This is a genomic window from Corallococcus silvisoli (genome assembly GCF_009909145.1).
GTDB lineage: Bacteria > Myxococcota > Myxococcia > Myxococcales > Myxococcaceae > Corallococcus > Corallococcus silvisoli.
In genome coordinates this window covers 170371-192282 of sequence record NZ_JAAAPJ010000019.1, presented here as the reverse complement: position 1 = coordinate 192282, position 21912 = coordinate 170371, and the positions used below count along the sequence as shown (strand labels likewise).

Here is a 21912-nt window from a genome sequence, read left to right as displayed (position 1 = left end):
CCTCGGTGGGGCTGGGGGTGGACAATGCGCGCTGACGCCTTGCTGCTGGCCCTGGCGGTGCTGACGACGGGCTGCGCTTCCATGCCCTCCGCGCGGCATCGCGGAACACTGCACATGAGTGGCCCGGTGGGTGGAGGCGCGGGCTTCGAGGACGAGGGGCGGCTACCGCGCCGACATGCCCCCTTGGCTGAAGCAACGGGGGCCGGTGGCGGCAGTGTGGCAGGGCCGGTCCGCGATGCCATGCCGCGCAGCGCGTCCGAAGAGGACTCCTGGGAGAAGCTACTCACGGACGCCGGGCTGGAGGCCCAGGACGTGCGTCCCCTGGCGGGCGGGGCGCTGACTCCTGCGCAGGCCGCGAGGCTGCTGGGCCAGCTGATGCAGAAGCCGGTGACGCTGGGCAACTTTCCGCCCCGCATGGCGGCGGGCTTCCTGCTGCGCGAGGTGCTGGAGCGTGGCGAAGTCTCCCGCGAGGAGCTGCTGCGCCGCGTGGAGCGATTCGCCCGGGAGCAGGTGGCTGTCCTCCGACCGGATGGCTACCTCGCATGGGCCCTCAACGGAAACACGCAGCAGAAGGTGGCACCCGTCGAATGGAAGGACGGCGCCTTCCGGGCGGGCAACTTCGAGCTGGGCCGCTTCTACAGCGGCAAGGGCGGTGTCTTCCGCGCCGTGGACGCGCAGCTCCAGGCCTCGGACTGGCGGCCCCTGGCCGAGGTTTACAGCGACGCGGATGTCATCAGTCGCTCGCTGGATGGGGCACAGGACGCCTTCGTGGAGCTGTACCACGCGCTGGGACAGACCCTCTCCCGCCCCATGGACAGCGTCGCGGCGCTGAGCAACCTGCCCGCTGGCGTCGCGGCCCTCATCGCGTCATCGCCCGCGTACTGGGAGCGCTTTCGGTACATGACGCAGGGCGAGCAGGTCCGCGAGGTGGCGCGGCTGACGACGAACGTCATCGCGACCTGGGGGGCGGCCTCGGCCACGACGCGCACGTTGACGGGATTGTCGGCGGGTGCGGAAGCCACGTTGCCGGTGCTCTCGCTGTCGTCGGAGGGCGCACTAGCGTTGGAGCGCGTCGCGGTGCCAGTAGGACGCGCGGCGTCGGTGTTGAGCGGAGGGCCGGGGGCGGCCATCATCCTTCTGAAGGCAGGGGATTCGGCGGGTTCAGGTGGCGGAAGCGGTGAAGGCGCACAGGGTGCAGCGCCGTCGAGCGGGCCGAAGGGCTACTCGTCCTTCAAGTCGTTCAAGAGGGCCATGGGGCCAGCAGGGGAGGGCAAGGAGTGGCACCACATCGTGGAGCAGACGGACGGGAACGCGGCACGCTTCGGACCGCAGGCGCTCCACAACACCGAGAACATCATCCCGCTCGACAAGGCACTTCATAACTCGGTGAGCGCATTCTACTCGTCCAAGCGCCAGTTCATTACCGGCGCAGAGTCGCTGACCGTGAGGCAGTGGCTGAGTGCCCAGTCACTCGAAGCACAACGAGCGTTCGGTCTGCGGGCAATCGAGAACATCAAGAAAGGATATTGGCGATGACGCCTACAGCACTCGTCGATGACTTCGCCTATCACGTTGAGGCGCAGACTGACGCGATCTTCCGAGGAGATGCCAAGACCGGCAACAAGCACGCAAAGAAGTACGAAACTGCGATGAAGAAGCTCCGAGACTTCGGGGACGAAGGTCGCGAAGCGCTCACGGTTCTACTGAGACACTCTCGGATGGACGTACGAGTCGCAGCAGCGGCGTATCTCCTCCGCTACAGGACTGACGAAGCGAAGGCCGTCCTGGAGCACGCCGCAGGCGGGGAGGGGTTGGCGGCGTTTGAGGCATCAGAGGTTCTGAAGCGATGGGAGGAGGGGGCCTGGAACCTGGACCCGGCGTAGCGCCCATCACCCCGTGGAGACGCGATTCAAGGGGCCCATCAGGCCGTTGCCGCTAACGACGCGCTAACGACATCAGGTAGACTCCACCGGACGCTGCTGGACGGGTCCGATACTGCGAAGATGGCAGTATGGGGGCGTAACCCCTCGGAAGTATTGGCGGTAGAGCACGGGAATCGAACTCGCCAGGGACTGCTCTCGCAGCCCCTCACCGGTTTTGAAGACCGGGCCGGCCACCAGGTCCGGAGGCTCTACCAACTCCGATTACCGCCGCTTGCGCCCGGTCCGTCAACCGCGGTCACGCCTTCCGCGCGGAGATCAGCGCGTACTCGTCGCACTGGAAGAGCGTGAAATCGTCCTGGAGCGTCGGCATGTGCCCGCCGTCACGACCGAGGACAAGGTTCCCGGCTGACAGCCCGTCTACTCCTGGGTCCAGTTCAGCGACATCGACGCGCAGCCGGCGCTCGTGAACACGAACCTCACGAAGCTGCCGGATGGATGGCGTCCCACCGCCACCGTCTTCGATTCAGCCGCCGCTGCTCGCCTGGCAGATGCCGGGGCAGTCCGCCCCGGAGCCGGGCGTGCACGTGTCGGATGGATCATCCACGCAGTGCGTCCCCGACACATCCGTCGCGCAGCCTCCGAAGAGCCCGCCACAGCACGCGACATAGCCGTCCGGCACGTCACACGGCGTCTCGAAGCCCTGGCACGTGCCGCTGGCCGAGCGCGCGAACACCTTCACCCGTGGACACTCGCGCGGCACCTCGCTCCCTCCGCCCGTGCACCCCGCCATGCCCAGCATCGCCATCAGCCCCAGCCTCATCCGTGCATGCATGGCACGCATCAGGGCAGGGGAGCGCGGGGCTAGTCCAGTCCCCGCTCCCAGAGGTCGTCTTCATCCAGACCCATCAGGTGACCCACTTCATGCATCACCGTGATGCCAATCTGCTCGATCAGCTCCTCGCGGGTGCGCGCGAAGCGCTCCAGGTTCTTCTGGTACAGCACGATGGACGGCGGGAAGTGATCCGCCGCGTCCATCACGCTGCGCTCGCCCACCGGCGTGCCCCGGAACACCCCCAGGATGCACGGGGACAGGGGCGGCTGCTGACCCAAGAGGTCCTCGTCCGACGGCAGGTCCTCCACCGCCAGGGTGACGTTGTCCATGTACTGCTTCACCTGCGAGGGCAGGGCGCCCATCGCGTCCTCCACCGCGCGGTCGAACGCCGCCTCTTCCAGCGCCACCGGCGGCGGCAGCTCCTCGGGCGCCAGCGTCTGCGCCCGCCCGAAGCGCTTCTTCGCCTCGCGCCCGTCCCCGCGCCGCTCCGCGAGGAGCCCCAGGTAGTGGTGCGCCCAGGCCTCGTCCGGCGCGTCCTTCAGCACCCGCTCGAAGGACTCCTGCGCGGGGGCGAAGCGGCACAGCTCGAACAGCGCGATGCCCCGCTCCAGCTGCGCGTCCGGCGAGCGAGGCATGTGCATGAGCGCCGCGTCCAGGCTCTTGAGCGCGGACTCGCACTCGCCCAGCTGGTTGAGGCCCATGCCCTCCAGCAGCAGGAACTCGTAGACGAGCTCCACGTCGTCGGCCTTCTGCGCGAGCTTCCTCCCGCGGCCGCACCACTCCAGCCCTTCCTCCACCGCCTCGCGGTCCTCACCCGTGCGGCAGACGAGGAACTCCGCCGCCCCGAAGAGGATCTCCAGGTCCTCCGGCGCGGCCTTGAGCGCGGCGCCGTAGGCCCGGCCCGCGTCCTCCAGCCGGCCCACCTCCACCAGCGCCGCGGCCCGGTAGTGCAGGGCTTCTGGTGACTCCGGGACGTCCCGGAGGAGGGCGTCGGCGCCGACGAGCGCGGCCTCGAAGTCCTGGGCCTCGAAGGCGTCCGCCACCCCGTCCAGTCGCGCGTCCACGCCTCGCGCCTCCCCTTGCTTCGCCGTGCGCTTCGCCATTCGGGCAGGCAGCTAAGAAGCCGTCCTTCGCGTTGTCAACGACCGGCGTGGCTGTTACCTTCCAGCGCCCCGTTTCGGCCCGAACCCCGTGAACATCCTGGTCGTAGACGACGATTACGAGCTGTGCACCATGCTCTCTCGCTACCTGGAGATGCACGGGTACACCGTGTTCTCGGCGTCGGACGCGCTCCAGGCCCTGGACATCATGGAGCGGCACCCCGTGGGGCTGGTCATCACCGACTACCTGATGCCCCACCTGGACGGCATCCACTTCACGGAGATGCTGAAGGCGGACCCCCGCTTCCAGAGCATCTCCGTCCTGATGATGACGGCCAGCACCGACGCCAACATCTCCGACCGGGGCCTGCGCAAGGGGGTGGCCATCACCCTGCAGAAACCCCTGGACATGGGGCAGCTGCTCAACCTCGTCCGCTTCGCGGAATAGCCGCCGTCCCCGGTCGCCGGGGCCCCCACCCGGGCGGGCCAGAAGGCGTCCTCAGGGTCACACGCCTGCCCCTTTCCGTTGACATCGTCGATGCGACCCTTATGTTGGCGCTCGACATGGCCGAGTGCTAACGGCCATCCCCATTCGTAGAAATTCCCCAAGTATTATCGGAGGTTGCGATGGCAGCGAAGGAAATCTTCTTCCATCAGTCCGCGCGCGATTCCATCCTGCGCGGCGTCCGGATCCTCGCGGATGCGGTCGCGGTGACGCTCGGTCCCAAGGGCCGCAATGTCGTCATCGAGAAGAGCTTCGGCTCGCCCACGATCACCAAGGACGGCGTCACCGTCGCCAAGGAGATCGATCTCGAGAACCGTTTCGAGAACATGGGCGCGCAGATGGTGAAGGAGGTCGCGTCGAAGACCTCCGACAAGGCGGGCGACGGCACGACGACGGCGACGGTGCTCGCGCGCGCCATCTATGAGGAGGGCCTGAAGCTGGTGGCCGCCGGCCACAGCCCCATGGACCTCAAGCGCGGCATCGACAAGGCGGTGGAGGTGGTGGTCGCGGAGCTGAAGAAGCTCTCCAAGCCCACGACCGACAAGCACGCCATCGCGCAGGTGGGCACCATCTCCGCCAACGGCGACGAGACCATTGGCCACATCATCGCGGACGCGATGGAGAAGGTGGGCAAGGAGGGCGTCATCACCGTCGAGGAGGCCAAGGGCCTGGAGACGACGCTCGACGTGGTGGAGGGCATGCAGTTCGACCGCGGCTACGTGTCGCCGTACTTCGTGACCAACCGCGACCGCATGGAGGTCGTCCTGGACGACCCCTACATCCTCATCAGCGAGAAGAAGGTCTCGTCGATGCAGGACATGATCCCCGTGCTGGAGGCGGTGGCGCGCTCGGGCAAGCCGCTGCTCATCATCGCGGACGACATCGAGGGCGAGGCGCTGGCCACCCTGGTGGTCAACAAGATCCGCGGCGTGCTCAACGTGGCCGCGGTGAAGGCGCCGGGCTTCGGCGACCGCCGCAAGGACATGCTCAAGGACATCGCCACGCTGACGGGCGGCATGGTGGTGAGCGAGGAGCTGGGTCACAAGTACGAGAACCTGACCCTCAATGACCTGGGCCGCGCCAAGCGCATCACGGTGGACAAGGACAACACCACCCTCGTGGACGGTGCCGGCCAGAAGTCGGAGATCGAGGGCCGCATCAAGCTCATCCGCACCCAGATCGAGACGGTCACCAGCGACTACGACCGCGAGAAGCTCCAGGAGCGCATGGCGAAGCTCGTGGGCGGCGTGGCGGTCATCAACGTCGGCGCGGCGACCGAAGTGGAGATGAAGGAGAAGAAGGCCCGCGTGGAGGACGCGCTGCACGCGACCCGCGCGGCCGTCGAAGAGGGCATCGTCCCCGGCGGCGGCGTGGCCTACATCCGCAGCCTCAAGGCCCTGGACGCCCTGAAGCTGGGCGGCGAGCAGGACTTCGGCGTGGAGATCATCCGCAAGGCGGTGACGGAGCCCCTGCGCAAGATCGCCAGCAACGCGGGCGTCGAGGGCGCCGTCGTCATCAACAAGGTCAAGGAAGGCACCGGCGCGTTCGGCTTCAACGCCCGCACGGAGACCTACGAGGACCTGGAGAAGGCGGGCGTCATCGACCCGACCAAGGTCGAGCGCACCGCGCTGCAGAACGCCGCGTCCGTGGCGTCCCTGCTGCTCACCACCGAGGCGATGATCGCCGAGCGCCCGAAGAAGAAGGCCAAGGGCGGCGCCGGTGGCGCGGGCGGGATGCCGGAGTACGGCGGCGACGACATGGACTACTGAGCCACCCCGGCTCAGGCAGTCACTGAAGGGCGGCGGGCCTCACGGGTCCGCCACCCGTCGGGTTTCCGGCCCCGGTGGGCCTCGCGCGACGCGGGGCGCCCGGGGCCGGAGTCTTTTCAGGGCTGGGCCTTCTTGAAGGCGAGCCCCAGCTCACGGCTGAGCGCCGTGGTGTCGGAGAGCAGCTTGGGCAGGCACGCGGCGGCCCCGGCGCGCAGCGACGCCAGCGCCGTCTCCATGGTGAGGTGCTCGGCCAGGACGACGAAGGGCGCGCCCTGGCTCAGCCCCCGGGCCAGCTCCAGCGCCTTCTTCCCGTAGGCCGGCGCGAAGTCCCACGACACCACCACGCCCACGGGGGGCTCCATCGCGGCCACCTCCGCGCCCGGGACGACGCGCGCCTCCAGCCCCAGCAGGGCCAGGGCCTCGGAAATCAGCCGGGCGGTGGCCGGGTGGTCCTCCAACACGTCCACCCGCCGCGTCGCGGTGGTGGAGGCGGGAGCGGGCGGTGCCGGGGGCGTGTACAGCGCCTGGCGCAGCAGCGCGCGCACCTGGCGGATGTCGTCGAAGGGCTTGAGCAGGTAGTCCACCACGCCCAGCTGCAGCGCCTGCTGCGTCGTCACCAGCGACGGGTAGCCCGTCATCAGGATGACGCGCGACGTGGGGTCCAACCGCCGCGCATGCTGGGCCAGCTCCAGCCCGGACAGGCCGGGCAGGTTCTTGTCCGTGACGATGAGGTCCACCTTCGAGGAGCGCAGGAGCTCCAGCGCGGCCTCGCCCGTGGCCGCTTCGATGACCTCGCACTCCTTGTCCATCAGGTCCTTGAAGACCATCCGGATGATGCCCTCGTCATCCACCACCAGCAGCCGCTTGCGCGGGGGGCGGGGCGCGTCCGTGGGCGGGAAGAGCACTCGGAACACGGTGGCGGGCGGCGGCACGTCGCGCAGCGTCGTCGGCGGAACGAGGGCAATCTGCGCGTGGTGTTCCTGCGCGATGCGGCGGCAGACCGCGAGCCCCAGGCCGGTGCCGCGTTTGCTGGCGGAGACGTAGGGTTCGAAGATGCGCGCGCGCAGCTCCTCCGGGATGCCCGGCCCCCAGTCGGAGACGTAGAGGGCCGTGGACGCGCCCTCGCGCGCGAGCGTCACCTTCACCCGGCCCCGGCCGGACATGGCGTCGCGCGCGTTGTTGAGCAGGTTGAGGGTGAGCTGTTCGATGAGCCGCGCGTTGCCCTGGATGGGGAGGTCCTCGGGCGCCTCCACCTCCAGGGAGATGCGCGCCGAGTCCGGATTGACGCTGAACACCTTCGCCGCGGCCCAGATGGGCGCGGCCAGGGACAGCCGCTGCTGCGGGGCGGGCCGCTCGCTGGCCAGGCGGATGAAGTCGGAGACGATCTGCTCCATCCGCTCCACCTGCGCCAGCAGCAGCTTCAAGGGGCCGCTGGAGCCGCCTTCCTCCGCCAGCAGCTGGGCGTAGGCCTTGGCGCCCAGCAGGGGCTGGCGCAGCTCGTGGAGGACCTCCGCGGCGACCTGGTGGGTATGGGCGTTGGCGCGCTGGAGGGCCGCCGCCGCGAGTCGGGCCGCGGGCAAATCCCCTGCATCCAGGGCCTGGAGCAGTTGCGCGAGCGGCGAGGGGGTCTCCATGCGTCGGGAGCATGGCGGAGGCGGGTGTTCACGCGCAACGCGTCCCCCGCGGGATTCGGTTGACCGGATCCTCCGCCGAACGGATGCTCGCGGCGCCTTCCAGCCGGGCACGGGGGACGTGCGTGCCCGCCCGCTCGCTGGGGGCTCTCCCTGTCGCAGAGGTCCGCATGCCGCAGACGAACCCGTTCCACTCGCTGACGCCCCGGAAGCTGACGGACTCCGAACTGGCCCGCTCCATCCGGCTCAACATCGAGGCGGAGCTGGACGCCATCAACCTCTACGCCGCGCACCTGGACGCCACGGACAACGAGGAGGCCAAGGCCATCCTGCGCCACGTCATGGACGAGGAGCGCGAGCACGCCGCGCTGTTCTGGCAGCTCATCGCGCGGTTGGATCCGCAGCAGGCGCAGCACGACCGCGAGGCGTCCCAGAAGTACCAGCTCATCACCACCGGCGCGTCCCACGAAGAGGTGGAGGCGGTGGGGGAGGGCGGTGCCGCGGAGGCGCCGGACGTGGAGCTGCCCAAGCGGCTCACCGTGGGCAACCTGCGCAAGTAGCGCGGGCCCCGGGCCTTCTCTCCCCGGGCGTGGACGTTCAGCCCTGGGGAGGCGGGCCGTGGCGGCGCTCGGCCGGGGTGGCTTCCAGGTCCTGCGCCGCCATGTAGACGACGTTGCGGCTGCCGCGCTTGCCCCGGTACATGGCCCGGTCGGACAGGTCCAGCAGGTGGTCCTTGTCCTGGGCGTGCTCCGGGAAGCTGGCGACGCCGATGCAGGTGGTGAGCTTGAGGGCCAGCCCCTCACGGCCGAGGAACTGGTGGGTCTCCATGGTGCGGCGGATGCGTTCGGCCACCTTGAGGGCGCCGCCGGAGTCGGTGCCGCGCAGCAGCACCACGTACTCGTCGCCGCCGAAGCGCGCGACGACGTCCGGGTCGCGCACGCAGCCCTTGAGCACGCGCGCGGCCTCCACCAGCACGCGCGAGCCCACCAGGTGCCCGTGCGTGTCGTTGATGGCCTTGAAGCGGTCCAGGTCCAGGAACAGCAGGGAGAAGGGCCGCTGCGTCTGCCGGGCCTCGTTCACCTCGCGGTCCAGCACGAGGTGCAGGTAGCGCGTGTTGAACAGGCGGGTGAGGTCGTCGACGTACGCCAGGTCCTCCACGGCGGCGAAGCGGCCCAGGTTGCGCAGGGCCAGCGCCCAGTTGCGCACGAGGAAGCCCACGGTCTCCGCGTGGTGCTCCGCGGGCGCGGTGTCGTGGAAGAGCACCGCGTGGCCCAGCACCGTGTCGCCGTCCACGGCGGGGAAGGCGAGGGTGCGCGGCCAGGGGACCTGGAGCCCATCCAGCTCCGCGGGCGTGCGGGTGACGGACAGGCGCTCCGTGAGCTGCGGAAGCAGCGTGTCGTGCAGGTCCTCCGGCAGGCCGCGCATGCCGTGCGCGCGGAAGCCGGAGCCGGGGTCGCGCTCCAGGAGCATCACCGCGGAGGCGTTGGCCATGGACTCCAGCGCGTCCGAGGCGGCCGTGGCCAGCCGCTCCCGGTCCAGCGTGGTGGCGATCCGCTGGCCCGCCTCCAGCAGCGCGACGTGCTGGCGCAAGGAGGCGTTCTCACGCATCAGGTCGCGCGTGGTGAGCGCGCGGCGCAGGGCGTGCTGCAGGGCCTCCGGCGCCACCGGCTTGACCAGGTACTCCGCCGCGCCGCTCTTGATGGCGCGCACCGCGGGGGCCACCTTGTCCAGGCCGGTGATGACCACCACCTCCACGCCGGGGTAGCGCTCGCGCACGTGGCGGAGCACCTCCATGCCGTCGCCGCCGGGGAGGATGAGGTCGGTCACCACCGCGTCGAACCGCTCCGCGGCGAGGGCGGACTTCGCGTCCGCCACGGTGGGCACGGCGGTGACGATGTGTCCCGCGGCCGTGAGGTAGTCGCCGTAGAGATTGCGGGCGATCTTTTCGTCGTCGACGAGGAGCAGTCGCGCCATGACTGTTCACGGCTTAGCACCCAACCCCGGAGTGCTGCTAGGGTCCCCGGCCGTGTCGCCCTTTGAAAGCGGACGCCGGCTCTGCCTGCTGGTGGAGGCCGGTGAGACGCGCTACGCGGTGGAGGCCACCTCCGTCATCGAGGTCGCCATGCCGGGCGCTCGCGGCGCGAGCCTGCGCGGCGTGCTGGAGGTGAAGGACCTCTCCGCGCTGCTCGGCGGGCCGCCGGAGGACGTGCCGGGCATGGTGGTGGTGCTGGATGTCAGCCCCACGCTCGCGGTGCGCGTACGCTCGGTGGTGGAGGTGGCGGACGTCGCGCGCGACCCCTTCTTCCTCCTGCCCCCGGGGCTGGCGGACTCGCTGGCGCCCCTGAGCCGGGGAGCGGTGCTGCACAAGGACCGGCTGTATCTGGAGCTCATCGTGGAGGCGCTGCCCCACCGGGCGGGCCCCCGGGCCGCGCCTCCGGAGCCCCGGCCGGTGCACTGGGCGGACGAGCCGCCCGAGCGAGCGCTGGTGCTGGAGTCCCAGGGCGTGCTGTTCGGCGTCCCGCTGGGCTGCGTCTCCCAGGTGGTGCCGAAGGGGGAGGCCTTCAGCGTGCTCCCGGTCCAGAGCGGACCGGTGGCGGGGGTCTTCCCGCACGCGCAGGCGCTCTGGCCCATCTGCTCGGTCCCGGCGTTGCTGGGGGCCCAGGCGCAGGTGGAGGACCTGTTCGTGCTCACGGAGCTGGCTGGCCGGAACGTAGGGCTGGCGGCCACCCGGGTGCTCGGCGTGCTGCAGAAGTTCAAGCCAGCTGAGCTGATGGGAACCTTCCGGGCGCCGGGGCTGCCGGATCCGGTGATGTTACTGGACCTGCAGCGCATGTTTTCTTGATCGGCCCGACGCGCGAATCCTAAGCTTCTCCGATTGACACAGGACCAGCAGGCAGGCTTGCTCGTCCGAAATCTCAAACGAATTCAGGGGGGTATGCGCCCCCCGAGGCCGGAGCCGATGCCCAAGAATCTGCTGATCGCCGACGACTCGCTCACCATCCGCAAGGTGATCGGGATGATCTTCGCGACGGAAGACTTCCAGGTGACCGCGGTGGACAACGGGCTGGACGCCATCTCCCGCACGCGCGAGCTGCGTCCGGACGTGGTCCTCGCCGACGTGACGATGCCCGGCAAGAGCGGTTACGAGGTCTGCGAGGCGCTCAAGAGCGACCCGTCCACGCAGGCCATCCCGGTGCTGCTGCTGGCCGGCACCTTCGAGGCGTTCGATGAGAACCGCGCGAAGGCCTCCCGGGCGGACGACCACATCACCAAGCCCTTCGAGAGCCAGATCCTCCTCGACAAGGTGAAGGCGCTGGTGGGCCAGAAGTCCAACACGATGCCCGCCTCCGCCGCGACGCGCGTGCTGCCCCAGACGGCCGCGCCCACGGCCGTCGCCGCGCCGCCCGCCGCCGCGCCTCCGGGAGCACGTCCCCCGGGTGCGCCTCCGCCGGGCGCCGTGCCTCCGGGAGCGCGTCCTCCGCCGGGCGCTGCTCCTCCGGGTGCGCGTCCTCCGGGGCCGGGCGTGCCGCCGCCTCCGGGCATGGCGCGTCCTCCGCCGGGCGCTGTTCCGCCGGGCGCGCGTCCTCCGGGTGCGCCTCCACCGGGCGCCGTGCCTCCGGGAGCGCGTCCGCCGCCGGGCGCCGCTCCTCCGGGCGCGCGTCCCCCGGGGCCGGGCGTGCCGCCGCCTCCGGGCATGGCGCGTCCGCTGCCGGGCGCCGTTCCGCCTCCGGGAGCGCGTCCTCCGGGCGCTCCGCCCCCGGGCATGGCCGCGCGCCCTCCGGCTCCGGGTGCACCGAACATCCCGGGTGGCTTCCCTCGGCCTCCGGGCGCCGCGCCGCTGCCGGCCGCGCCTCCTCCCGCCGCGGCTCCGCCGGCGGCCCGCACCCGGGATCCGTTCGGGCTGGGGGCTCCGTCCGCGCCCGCCGGCATGCAGGCCCGGCAGGAGAGCATCCGCATCGAGGACTCGCTGCCCGAGCCCAGCGGCGCGGAGGAGATCTCCCTGGACATCGGCGGCCCCGGGCCGGCCGCCCCTCCGCAGCGCGCCCGCCCGGCCGCGGATGGTGGCGAGGCGCTGCTTCGCGAGGCGCTGTCGAAGGCGTCCCGCGACGTTATCGAGAAGATTGCCTGGGAGGTCGTCCCGCAGCTGGCGGAGACGATCATCCGGCAGGAGCTGGAGCGGCTCATCAAGGACCGCGAGACCCAGCATTGATTCGCAGTCCCCTCTGATTCCCCGCCGGCCCCGTCGGGGGCCGGCCGTCTTCAATGACTGACACGACTGAACTGTCCAAGGCCTACGAGCCCTCCGAGGTGGAGGCGCGGTGGTACAACCACTGGCTGGAGCGCGACTACTTCCGCGCCGAGGCCACTTCCTCCAAGCCGCCGTTCAGCATCGTGCTGCCGCCGCCCAACGTGACGGGCAGCCTGCACATCGGCCACGCGCTCACGGCGACCATCCAGGACATCCTCACGCGCTGGAAGCGCATGAGCGGCTTCAACGCGCTCTGGCTGCCGGGCACCGACCACGCGGGCATCGCCACGCAGATGGTGGTGGAGAAGGAGCTGAAGAAGGCGGAAGGCAAGAGCCGCCACGACCTGGGCCGCGAGGCGTTCCTCGAGCGCGTCTGGACGTGGAAGGGCAAGTACGGCGCGCGCATCGGTGAGCAGCACCGCTACCTGGGCGCGTCGCTGGACTGGAGCCGCGAGCGCTTCACGATGGACGAGCAGTCCTCCGCCGCGGTGCGCGAGGTCTTCGTCCGGCTGTACGAAGAGGGCCTGATGTACCGGGCCCAGAAGCTCATCAACTGGTGTCCGTCCTGCCGCACGGCGCTGAGCGACCTGGAGGTCGAGCACGAAGAGAAGAACGGCTCGCTCTGGCACATCCGCTACCCGGTGAAGGGCAGCGACCGCACGCTCACCGTGGCGACGACGCGTCCGGAGACGCTCCTGGGCGACACCGCGGTGGCGGTGCACCCGGACGACCCGCGCTACGCGGACCTGGTGGGCAAGACGGTGGCGCTGCCGCTGACCGACCGCGAGATTCCCATCATCGCGGACGGGGAGCTGGTGAACATGGAGTTCGGCACCGGCGTGGTGAAGGTCACGCCCGCGCACGACTTCAACGACTACCAGACGGGCCTGCGCCACAAGCTGCCGATGCTGTCCATCCTGGACGAAGCGGCGCGGATGACGAAGGACACCGGCAAGTACGCGGGCCTGGACCGGACCGAGGCACGCAAGCAGGTGCTGGCGGACCTGACGGAGCTGGGGCTGCTGGAGAAGGAGGAGCCGCACAAGCTGAACGTGGGCACCTGCCAGCGCTGCGCCACGGTGGTGGAGCCGCGCCTGTCGCCGCAGTGGTTCGTGAAGATCGAACCGCTGGCGAAGCCGGCCATCGAGGCGGTGGAGCAGGGCCGCACGAAGTTCGTCCCGGAGACGTGGACGAACACGTACTTCCACTGGATGCGCAACATCCACGACTGGTGCGTGAGCCGCCAGCTGTGGTGGGGCCATCAGATTCCCGCGTGGTACTGCGCGGCGTGCAGCCCGGCGGGCGAGGCGCGGTCGCTGGACACGGCGGACGTCATCGTGTCGCGCACGACGCCGGAGTCCTGCCCGAAGTGCGGCGGCACGCAGCTGGTGCAGGACCCGGACGTGCTGGACACGTGGTTCTCGTCCGCGCTGTGGCCGTTCTCCACGCTGGGGTGGCCGCGCCAGACGCCGGAGCTGAACACCTTCTACCCGACGTCCGTGATGGAGACGGGCCACGACATCATCTTCTTCTGGGTCGCCCGGATGATGATGATGGGCCTGCACTTCATGAACGACGTGCCCTTCCGCACCGTGTACCTGCACGCGATGGTGCGCGACGAGAAGGGCGAGAAGATGTCCAAGACGAAGGGGAACGTCATCGATCCCCTGGACGTCATCCTGGGCGCCAAGGCGGACGCGCTCCAGCCGTCCCTGCGCAACCGCTTCCCGCAAGGGATGCCCGCGTTCGGCGCGGACGCGCTGCGCTTCACGCTCGCGTCGCTCACGCAGCAGGGCCGTGACATCAAGCTGTCGATGGACCGCCTGGGTGGCTACAAGGCGTTCTGCAACAAGCTGTGGAACGCCAGCCGCTTCGCCCTGATGAACATGGGCGACTTCAACCTGGACCGGACGCCGCTGGAGGGCCGCGCGCTGACGCTGGCGGACCGGTGGATCCTCTCCCGGTTGCAGAAGGCCACGCTGGAGACGCGCGCGTCCCTGGAGGCGTACGGCTTCGCCGAGGCCGCGTCCACGCTGTACCAGTTCCTGTGGGCGGAGTTCTGCGACTGGTACATCGAGCTGGCGAAGGGCTCGCTCTACGGCGAGGACGCGCAGGCCAAGGACACCACGCGCGCGGTGCTGGTGCACTGCCTGGACCGCATCCTGCGGCTGATGCACCCGTTCATGCCGTTCATCACCGAGGAGATCTGGCAGAAGCTGCCGATGTCCCGGTCCACGGAGAGCATCTGCATCGCGGCGTACCCGGAGCCGGAGGCGGCGCGGGTGGACGCGTCCGCGGAAGCGGAGATGGCGCCGGTCATCGCGGCCATCGAGGGCCTGCGCACGCTGCGCGGCGAGAGCAACCTGCCGCCGTCCGCCAAGGTGAAGGCGGTGGTGCAGAGCCCGGACGCGACGACGCGCGAGCTGCTGGAGCGCTGGCGCGCGTACCTGATGCCGCTCGCGGGCCTGTCCGAGGTCGTGGTGGGCCCGCCGGGCGCCAAGCCCCCGCAGGCGGCGGCGTTCGTGAGTGGCAATCTGGAGATCTACGTCCCGCTGGCGGGCCTCGTGGATCTGGACGCGGAGCGCGACCGCCTGAAGAAGGAGATCGCCCGCGCCGAGCAGGAACTCACCGGTTTGCAGCGCAAGCTGGACAACCCCAACTTCGTGGCCCGTGCTCCGCCGGACGTGGTGGAGAAGGACAAGGCCCGGGTGGCGGAGCTCCAGGAGCGCGCGGTCAAGCTGCAGGATCACCTCCAGCGCATCGCCCCGGAGCCCCCCATGTCCGAGACGCCGTCGTCGTTGCCGGGCAGCACCGAGTCCGAAGCCCCTGAAGTGTCCGAGAGCCCCGCACCCGAGAACGCCCAGGTGAAGGTGGCCGCCGAGCCTTCGTCGCCGAAGGGTGAAGAGGTGAACCTGGGGCAGGAGTTGAAGGGCGAGATGGAGGCGGAGGCCGCTGGGCAGGCGCCCCAGGCCGCCGACCCGGTGGTGGAGGACGCGCTCAACAAGCTGCGCGAGGGAACCAAGGAAGGGTTGTCCGCCGCGGACCACCACGACCTGGGCGTCGCGTACATGAGCATGGGCCTCGTGGACGACGCGATGCGCGAGTTCGACCGGGCCAAGGAGGGGGGAGACTCCCGCGAGGCGCCGGAGGGCACCTCCGCGCCCGTGAAGAAGGCCGCGGGCAAGAAGGCGCCGGCGAAGAAGGCCGCCGGAAAGTCGGCGCCCGCGAAGAAGGCCGCGAGCAAGAAGTCGGGCGCGAAGAAGGCCGCGGCCAAGAAGGCGCCGGCCAAGAAGGCCTCCGCGAAGAAGGCGGCGGGGAAGAAGTCCGCGGCGAAGAGGGCCACGGGCAAGAAGGCGCCGGCCAAGAAGGCTTCCGCGAAGAAGGCGGCAGGGAAGAAGTCCGCGGCGAAGAAGGCCACGGGCAAGAAGGCTTCCGCGAAGAAGGCGGCGGGGAAGAAGACCGCCGCGAAGAAGACCACCCGGGGCAAGCCGGCACGCAAGGCGCGCAGGTAGGAGGCGGAAGTGCAGCAGGATTATCTCGATCGGCTCATCGCGCTGTCCCTCGACGAGGACCTGGGTGCCGCGGGGGACGTCACCTCGCTGGCGGTGGTCCCCGCCGACGCGGAGGGCAGCGGTGAGCTGGTCGCGAAGGAGCAGATGATCGTCGCGGGCCTGGATGCCTTCGTCCGCGTCTTCCACATGGTGGACGCGGAGGTGGAGGTCGAGGTCCTCAAGCAGGACGGCGAGGAGATCAAGCCCAAGGTGGTCGCCGCGCGCGTCCACGGCAAGCTGCGCGCGCTGCTGGCCGCGGAGCGCACCGCGCTCAATCTGGTGCAGCGTGCCGCGGGCATCGCGACACTGGCCCAGCAGGCGATGACCTCCGTGCGAGGCTCGAAGCTGAAGGTGCTGGACACGCGCAAGACGCCGCCGGGCATGCGAGGGCTGGCGAAGCACGCGGTGCGCATGGGCGGCGCGTCCAACCACCGCTTCGGCCTCTTCGACGGCATCCTCATCAAGGACAACCACATCGCGGCCGTGGGCGGCGACATCACCGAAGCGGTCCGCCGCGCGAAGCTGAATGGCCCGCGGCTGGTGAAGATCGAGGTGGAGGTCACCAACTTCAAGCAGCTCGAGGAGGCCATCGCGGCCGGCGCGGACGTCATCATGTTGGACAACATGGACGACGTGCAGATCCGCGAGGCCGTGAAGCTGACGGCCAGCCGGGTCCCCATCGAAGTCTCCGGAGGCGTCACCCTGGACCGTCTGCCTCGGCTGGCGAAGCTGGGCGTGGACTTCGTGTCGATGGGCGCGCTGACGCACTCGGCGCGGGCCATGGACCTGTCGCTGGAGATCCAGACGACGAAGAAGCCCGCGCGAAAGCCCCGCTCCGCGCAGGGCTGACGCGAAGGTTCATTCCAAGGAGTTCCGTGGGCAGGCCGGGTCGGTGAAGACGACTCGACCTGCCCTTTGTCCTTGGCGGGCATCCATCGGTGCGAAGGTCCGACCCGGTGGGCGGCTTTCTCACCGAGCCCCTGTAAGCGCCTCCGCGCGAGGCTTGCCCTCCGCTGACGCGGGCATCCCCATCTCCAGGAGCGCGGACAGCGTGGGCGCGACGTCCACGGGATTGATCTCCTCCAGGTAGAGCCCCGGCTTCACGCCCTTGCCCGCGAACACCACCGGCACCTGCGTGTCATACGAATACGGCGTGCCGTGGTTCGTGCCGCGCGGGTAGTCGCTCATCACCTGGAACGGCTTCGACATGAACAGCACGTCCCCGCTGCGCATCGGGTAGTAGCCGCGCCGCATCGGCGCCACGAGCCCTCCCGCGTCCGCCACCGTGTCCAGGTCGTCCCTCGCCACCGCCATCACCGCGTACGGCTGCTTCGCCAGCCACGCCGCCGCCGCGCGCCGCAGCGCCACGCCGTCCACCTGTCCTGACTCCAGCGCCTTGCCGCCCAGGTACACGTCCAGCTCCAGCAGCTTCACCGTCACGTCCACGCCGAACTTCGCGCGCAGCTCCTGCGCCAGCCCCTTCGCCGCCTCCACCGGGTTGAGCCGCATCGCGGGCAGCCCCGCCTGGGCCCACGCCTCCGGAATCTCCGCGCCACCGTGGTCCGCCGACAGCGCGATGACCAGGTTCTCCCGGCCCCCCGCCGCGCGCTCGGCCGCGGCGATGAGCTCGCCCATCGCCTGGTCCAACCGCAGCATCGTGTCCTGCATCTCCCACGAGTACGGACCAAACGCGTGGAACACCGCGTCCGTCCCGCTGAAGCTCACCGCCAGGATGTCCGGCACGTCGTCCTTGCCCAGGCCCTCGCCCACCAGCGCCGCCTTCGCCGCCTGCACCAGCAGGTCATGCGACAGCGGCGACACCGCGAAGGCCCGGTATGACGCCGGGCCCGGTGCCTCCAGCCCGCCCTTCAGCGGATGCGGGAACACCCGCCCCATGCCATAGGCCTCCGGCTCCATGGGGCGGTCGTCGTCCCCCACGTACTCCGCACGCGGACGCAACAACTCCCAGGACTTGCTGAACCCCGCGTCCGCCAGCTTCCGCGCGTTGAACACCTGCATCCAGGCGGGCTCCGCCTTCGTGTACCAGGTGCTCGTCACCATCCGGCCCGTCGCCTCGTCGAACCACCAGGCCTGCCCTGTTCGCCCGGCCAGCGGGATCGCCGCCCGCGCCTTGAACGACAGCGCCACCACCTTGCCCCGGCCCTGCGTGGACACACGCAGCCGGTCCGCCAGCGTCTCCGCGAGCAGGTTCTCCGGGCTCGTGTCGGACCCAGGGGGCGTGTCCCCGTACAGCACTGGATGCGTCGGGTCCGTATAGACCTGCACCGCCTGTCCGGCCGCGCGGTCGTAGATGTCGTTGTCCACGATGCCGTGACGCCAGGGGTTGGCCCCGGTGGCCAGCGTGGCATGGCCCGGCGCGGTGCGTGCCTCCGCGTAGGCGTACCGGGCATAGGGGTAATAGGCTCCCGTGGAAAGCAGCTTTCCCAGCCCCCCGGTGAGGCGTGGACGGCTGCGAAGCAGCAGGTCGCTGCCCATCGCGTCCACGCTGATGAACAGCGTGAGCTTCGGCGCTCGGGCGGAAGCGGGCAGGGCGAACAGGACCAGGAGGGCGGCGAGGATGCGCGACATGGGGGCAGCCTCCCCGGCCGGATGGTCAGAAGCAACCAACATGCGCGCCCACCGCTTGGACACGTCACCCCGCCCTGATATGGGCGGCCCAATGGTCGAGGCACGGCTGCGCGTCATCTACGGCGACACGGATCAGATGGGGGTCGTCTACTACGCGAACTACTTCCGCTACTTCGAGTTCGCGCGCAGTGAGTTCTTCCGCGCTCACGGGGGCAGCTACCGCGAACTGGAGAGCACCGGACTGCTGCTGCCCGTCGTGGAGGCCAGCGCCCACTACAAGGCGTCCGCGCGCTACGACGACCTGCTCCTCATCCGCACCACCCTGCGCGAGTTGCGCCGCGCGTCGCTCGTGTTCACCTACGAGCTGCTGCGCGACGCGGAGACCCCCACGCTCCTGTGCACCGGCCGTACGATGCACGCCTGCGTGGGCCGCGACGGAAAACCCCAGCGCCTTCCCGAAGCCCTCGCCCGGCTGAAGGCCGCTGACGACACCGACACCTGACCGTTTCCCTTCCCGAATTCCCGAACGAGGAGCACCCCACAATGGATCGCAACCTGGCAATGGAGGTCGTGCGCGTCACCGAGATGGCGGCCATCGCCTCCGCCCGGCTCATGGGCCGCGGCGACAAGAACGAGTCCGACCAAGCCGCCGTGGACGCGATGCGCCGCGCCTTCGACGCGCTCAACATCGACGGCACCGTCGTCATCGGTGAGGGCGAGCGCGACGAAGCGCCCATGCTCTACATCGGCGAGAAGGTGGGCCGCCGCTACGACGGCGCCCCCGCGGTGGACATCGCCCTGGACCCCCTGGAGGGCACCAACCTGTGCGCCTACGGCCGCCCGGGCTCCATCTCCGTCGTCGCCATGTCCAGCCAGGGCGGCCTGCTCAACGCGCCCGACACGTACATGGAGAAGCTCGCCGTGGGGCCGCGCGCGAAGGGCGCCATCGACCTGACCAGGTCCCCCACGGAGAACCTGCGCGCCATCGCGGAGCGCATGAAGGTCTACGTGGAGGACCTCACCGTGATGACGCTCGACCGCGAGCGCCACGCCGACCTCATCAAGGAGGTCCGCGCCGCGGGCGCCCGCGTGCGCCTCATCGAGGACGGTGACGTGGCGGGCGCCATCGCCACCTGCTTCGAGGGCACCGGCGTGGACGTGCTGATGGGCATTGGCGGCGCGCCCGAGGGCGTCATCGCCGCGGCGGCCATCCGCGCCACCGGCGGCGACATGCAGGGCCGGCTCGTCCCGCGCAACCAGGGGGAGATCGATCGCGCCAAGAAGATGGGCATCAGCGACATCCACAAGATCTACACCGCCGAGGAGCTGGCCCGCGGTGAGGTGATGTTCGCCGCGACCGGCGTCACCAGCGGCGACTTCCTCAAGGGCGTGCGCTTCTTCGGCGGCGGCTGTGAGACGCACTCCGTCGTCATGCGCAGCAAGACGGGGACGGTCCGCTTCATCCAGTCCGTTCACAAGTTCGACAAGAAGCCGGGCTACGCGCCGTAAGCTGTCCCCCTCGCTTCGTCGCTCAACCCAGGAGACACCGCCATGGCCGGCGCCACGCGCACCATCACCATCAACGCCCCCGTCGAGAAGGTCTTCGACATCATCACCAACTACGACCGCTACGCGGAGTTCCTGCCGGAGGTGAAGAAGGTCTCCACCTCCCAGCGCCAGGGCAACACCGTCCAGGTGCACTACGAGGTCGATGTGGTGAAGCGCATCCGCTACACCATCAAGGTCACCGAGGAGCGCCCCAAGCGCATGTCCTGGACCTTCGTCGAGGGTGAGGTGATGAAGGACAACAAGGGCAGCTGGACCCTGGAGCCCGAAGGCGAGGGCAAGACGCGCGCCACCTACAACGTGGAGATGGCCCTGGGCGCCCTCATCCCCAAGACCATCATCAACACCCTGACGGAATCCCAGCTCCCCAAGATGCTGGACGCGTTCAAGCGCCGCGCCGAAGCCCCCTGAAGCCCCGCCGTCCGACGGCCTGCCTCAGCCTCCGCCTGCCTGCCTGTCTTCCCACCCGGCCCCTGCCGCGTTGGGAGCAGGAGGGCAGGCGGGCCCTTTTTGGCCGGAACCGTGCGGTAGGAAAGGTGGGGACCCACTTGAAACGAGTCGGGTTGCGGCGCGCGTTGAGCGCATTAGGATCAGGCGGATTTCAAACGTCCGCTGCGGTTCCCATGACATGCGTGCCACGGTTGCCATGGCCCCGGTGTCGGGAGGTGGACGAGCAGCCATGCGGAATCATGGCGGCGCACCCAGAAAGAAACCGGGGTTCTTAATTTGCATCAGAGAGATGTGGAAGTGGTAAGGGGGCGGGACGGCGGGCGTACATCGGGGTACGTAGGCTGAGGGAGAGACCGAACCCATGCTCGACGCGTTCATCATCGAAGAAATCAAGCGCCGCGAGCGGCTCCGCCGCGAGGACTACGAGCGGCCGGTGGTGGAGCTCCCACTGCCCGCACCGGATGACCGTCCCCACCGGAGGACGGACACCGAGGACGAGAAGCCGTCTCGGGGCGTCGTCGTCATCGACCTGCTCGCCTGAATGACGCAACCCCCCGTGGCCCCTGCGCCACGGCGTGTCCTGGAGCCCGCGGCCGAGCCGTCCCTCACCGGGCGGCCCCCCGCGGGCTTCTCATTTGCGGGCGGTGGCCGTCGCGGGACGGCTAGGCCGGGGCCAGCAGCAGGAGGTGCCGGGGGTGGTAGACCTCCCACAGCACCGTTCCTTTCTGGAGGGGGTTGTAGGGCTGGAGGGCCAGCAGGACCTTCTGGCGCCATTCCGCTGGCAGCGCATCCTCACCGTGGAAGGCGCCCAGCAGCGCCCCGGTGATGGAGGCGTGGACCTCCGTGTCGCCGCCCCGGTGGATGACGTCCACCAGCGCGCGCTCCACGGTGGGGACGTGCAGCAGCTCCCAGAAGGCCAGCCGGAACGCCGCGCGAACCGCGTTGTTGCCGGGCCGGTGGAGGTGCAGCTCCGGGCCATACAGCTGCGGGTCGTCCTGGGCCGCCAGGGCCAGATCCTCGCGCAGGAGGGCGGAGGCGCGGGCCACCTCCTGGACGTGGTCCTTCTCCTGGCGCCCCAGGGCGGCGCCCGCGAGGGAGATGCCGACCTCCGCGGCGGGCAGCAGGTCGGCGGCCTTCAGGGTGGGGCCGCCCGTCACCGCCTTGGCGATGGCGGCGCACAGCCCCGCGCTGGCGAGCTGGCAGCGGGGGTCGAAGTGGGTGAGGGCGGTGTCCTCGAGGGCGGCCTTGGCCAGCGCGAAGGGGTCCTTGGTCAGGTGGACGCCCAGGGGCACCACGCGCGGCAGGGCTCCGGCGGGGGCCACGCGGCGGAAGTTCTTCAACCAGACGCGCCGGCCGGCCTCCTTGACCTGGCTGGTCATGCCCGCCTCGCACTCCTGCAGCACCTCCTTCATAGGTTCACTGACGGCGAAGGCGTGGGACTGCCAGGCCCGGTATCGCCGGAGCGCGTCCGCGGCGTCGTACCGCTTCACGTCGCGCAGGCTGAGCGTCAGCGCGACGGCGAGCTGGGTGGGCTCCGTCACCTGCCCCTTGCGCAGCTCGTGCGGGCCGCCACCGTGCAGGTCCAGGTAGGGCCCCTCGGCGAGCTGGGGGAAGGACGGCGCGAAGAAGGGTCTGCCCGCGGTGGGGACGGCCAGGGCATTGCCAATGGCGAGCCCCAGCAGGGCACCCCGGGCGCGTTGCCCGGGAAGCGGGTCGGGACCCGTGGCGCGGCGCTTGGGAGGAGGAGGCATTCGGCGGCTGGACACTGTAGCAGGGCGACGGTGCGA

Annotated in this window: 19 protein-coding genes and 1 tRNA gene; 13 read left to right on the top strand and 7 right to left on the bottom strand. The window is 70.1% G+C overall.

What is annotated here, in order from left to right:
* Nucleotides 1-114: 114 nt before the first annotated feature.
* Both GTY96_RS37330 and GTY96_RS31470 read left to right on the top strand, forming a co-directional pair.
* Entirely contained in the window at nucleotides 115-1536 is a 1422-nt protein-coding gene (locus GTY96_RS37330) for a hypothetical protein (RefSeq protein WP_456318759.1), read from the top strand.
* Entirely contained in the window at nucleotides 1533-1883 is a 351-nt protein-coding gene (locus GTY96_RS31470; RefSeq protein WP_161666642.1) for a DUF2019 domain-containing protein, read from the top strand. Before GTY96_RS37330 ends, GTY96_RS31470 begins: the two co-directional genes overlap by 4 nt.
* Before the next feature lie 154 nt (nucleotides 1884-2037).
* Here the strand turns inward: GTY96_RS31470 and GTY96_RS31465 are convergent.
* From GTY96_RS31465 to GTY96_RS31455, 3 genes are all read right to left on the bottom strand, one after another.
* A tRNA-Sec gene (locus GTY96_RS31465) sits at nucleotides 2038-2136 on the bottom strand.
* A 270-nt stretch (nucleotides 2137-2406) separates the two neighbouring features.
* Nucleotides 2407-2715: a hypothetical protein gene (locus GTY96_RS31460; RefSeq protein WP_143904842.1), complete on the bottom strand. Its 309-nt coding sequence runs from the start codon at nucleotides 2713-2715 to the stop codon at nucleotides 2407-2409.
* 29 nt (nucleotides 2716-2744) lie between these two features.
* Complete coding sequence (locus GTY96_RS31455; RefSeq protein WP_161666641.1) at nucleotides 2745-3818, bottom strand: metallopeptidase family protein; 1074 nt, start codon at nucleotides 3816-3818, stop codon at nucleotides 2745-2747.
* An 88-nt stretch (nucleotides 3819-3906) separates the two neighbouring features.
* On the opposite strand from GTY96_RS31455, the gene GTY96_RS31450 reads away from it, so the two are divergent.
* Nucleotides 3907-4263 (top strand): response regulator, encoded by a 357-nt coding sequence (locus GTY96_RS31450; protein ID WP_143904844.1) that lies wholly within the window; start codon nucleotides 3907-3909, stop codon nucleotides 4261-4263.
* Between the two features lie 179 nt (nucleotides 4264-4442).
* Nucleotides 4443-6089: a chaperonin GroEL gene (groL, locus tag GTY96_RS31445; RefSeq protein ID WP_143904845.1), complete on the top strand. Its 1647-nt coding sequence runs from the start codon at nucleotides 4443-4445 to the stop codon at nucleotides 6087-6089.
* 116 nt (nucleotides 6090-6205) lie between these two features.
* On the opposite strand, the gene sinK is transcribed toward groL, so the two are convergent.
* Nucleotides 6206-7723, bottom strand: coding sequence for a hybrid histidine protein kinase/response regulator SinK (gene sinK, locus GTY96_RS31440; protein ID WP_161666640.1), 1518 nt, complete (start codon nucleotides 7721-7723; stop codon nucleotides 6206-6208).
* A 167-nt stretch (nucleotides 7724-7890) separates the two neighbouring features.
* Here sinK and GTY96_RS31435 point away from each other — a divergent pair, with 167 nt between their 5' ends.
* Complete coding sequence (locus tag GTY96_RS31435; protein WP_143904847.1) at nucleotides 7891-8280, top strand: demethoxyubiquinone hydroxylase family protein; 390 nt, start codon at nucleotides 7891-7893, stop codon at nucleotides 8278-8280.
* A 37-nt stretch (nucleotides 8281-8317) separates the two neighbouring features.
* Here GTY96_RS31435 and GTY96_RS31430 read toward each other — a convergent pair whose 3' ends face one another.
* Nucleotides 8318-9694 carry a GGDEF domain-containing protein gene (locus GTY96_RS31430; protein WP_143904848.1) on the bottom strand — a complete coding sequence of 459 codons (1377 nt, stop codon included), beginning with the start codon at nucleotides 9692-9694 and terminating at the stop codon, nucleotides 8318-8320.
* Between the two features lie 52 nt (nucleotides 9695-9746).
* Here GTY96_RS31430 and GTY96_RS31425 point away from each other — a divergent pair, with 52 nt between their 5' ends.
* The 4 genes from GTY96_RS31425 (at nucleotide 9747) to nadC (ending at nucleotide 16369) form a co-directional block, all read left to right on the top strand.
* A complete protein-coding gene (locus tag GTY96_RS31425) occupies nucleotides 9747-10562 on the top strand; it encodes a chemotaxis protein CheW (protein WP_143904849.1) in 816 nt (271 codons plus the stop codon).
* A 117-nt stretch (nucleotides 10563-10679) separates the two neighbouring features.
* Nucleotides 10680-11930, top strand: a complete 1251-nt coding sequence (locus tag GTY96_RS31420) for a response regulator (RefSeq protein ID WP_143904850.1) — start codon at nucleotides 10680-10682, stop codon at nucleotides 11928-11930.
* 53 nt (nucleotides 11931-11983) lie between these two features.
* Nucleotides 11984-15481 (top strand): valine--tRNA ligase, encoded by a 3498-nt coding sequence (locus GTY96_RS31415; RefSeq protein WP_143904851.1) that lies wholly within the window; start codon nucleotides 11984-11986, stop codon nucleotides 15479-15481.
* A 9-nt stretch (nucleotides 15482-15490) separates the two neighbouring features.
* Nucleotides 15491-16369, top strand: a complete 879-nt coding sequence (gene nadC / locus GTY96_RS31410; RefSeq protein ID WP_328701072.1) for a carboxylating nicotinate-nucleotide diphosphorylase — start codon at nucleotides 15491-15493, stop codon at nucleotides 16367-16369.
* 120 nt (nucleotides 16370-16489) lie between these two features.
* Here nadC and GTY96_RS31405 read toward each other — a convergent pair whose 3' ends face one another.
* Entirely contained in the window at nucleotides 16490-18109 is a 1620-nt protein-coding gene (locus GTY96_RS31405) for an alkaline phosphatase family protein (protein ID WP_143904852.1), read from the bottom strand.
* A gap of 91 nt (nucleotides 18110-18200) precedes the next feature.
* Between GTY96_RS31405 and GTY96_RS31400 the strand changes: the two genes are divergently transcribed.
* From GTY96_RS31400 to GTY96_RS31385, 4 genes are all read left to right on the top strand, one after another.
* Nucleotides 18201-18611, top strand: coding sequence for an acyl-CoA thioesterase (locus GTY96_RS31400; RefSeq protein WP_143904853.1), 411 nt, complete (start codon nucleotides 18201-18203; stop codon nucleotides 18609-18611).
* 41 nt (nucleotides 18612-18652) lie between these two features.
* A complete protein-coding gene (gene glpX / locus GTY96_RS31395) occupies nucleotides 18653-19618 on the top strand; it encodes a class II fructose-bisphosphatase (protein ID WP_143904854.1) in 966 nt (321 codons plus the stop codon).
* Between the two features lie 42 nt (nucleotides 19619-19660).
* On the top strand, nucleotides 19661-20086 hold the full coding sequence (locus tag GTY96_RS31390) for a type II toxin-antitoxin system RatA family toxin (protein WP_143904855.1): 426 nt from the start codon (nucleotides 19661-19663) through the stop codon (nucleotides 20084-20086).
* A 400-nt stretch (nucleotides 20087-20486) separates the two neighbouring features.
* Nucleotides 20487-20666, top strand: coding sequence for a hypothetical protein (locus GTY96_RS31385; protein WP_143904856.1), 180 nt, complete (start codon nucleotides 20487-20489; stop codon nucleotides 20664-20666).
* A 121-nt stretch (nucleotides 20667-20787) separates the two neighbouring features.
* On the opposite strand, the gene GTY96_RS31380 is transcribed toward GTY96_RS31385, so the two are convergent.
* Nucleotides 20788-21876, bottom strand: coding sequence for an ADP-ribosylglycohydrolase family protein (locus tag GTY96_RS31380; RefSeq protein ID WP_143904857.1), 1089 nt, complete (start codon nucleotides 21874-21876; stop codon nucleotides 20788-20790).
* Nucleotides 21877-21912 lie beyond the last annotated feature (36 nt).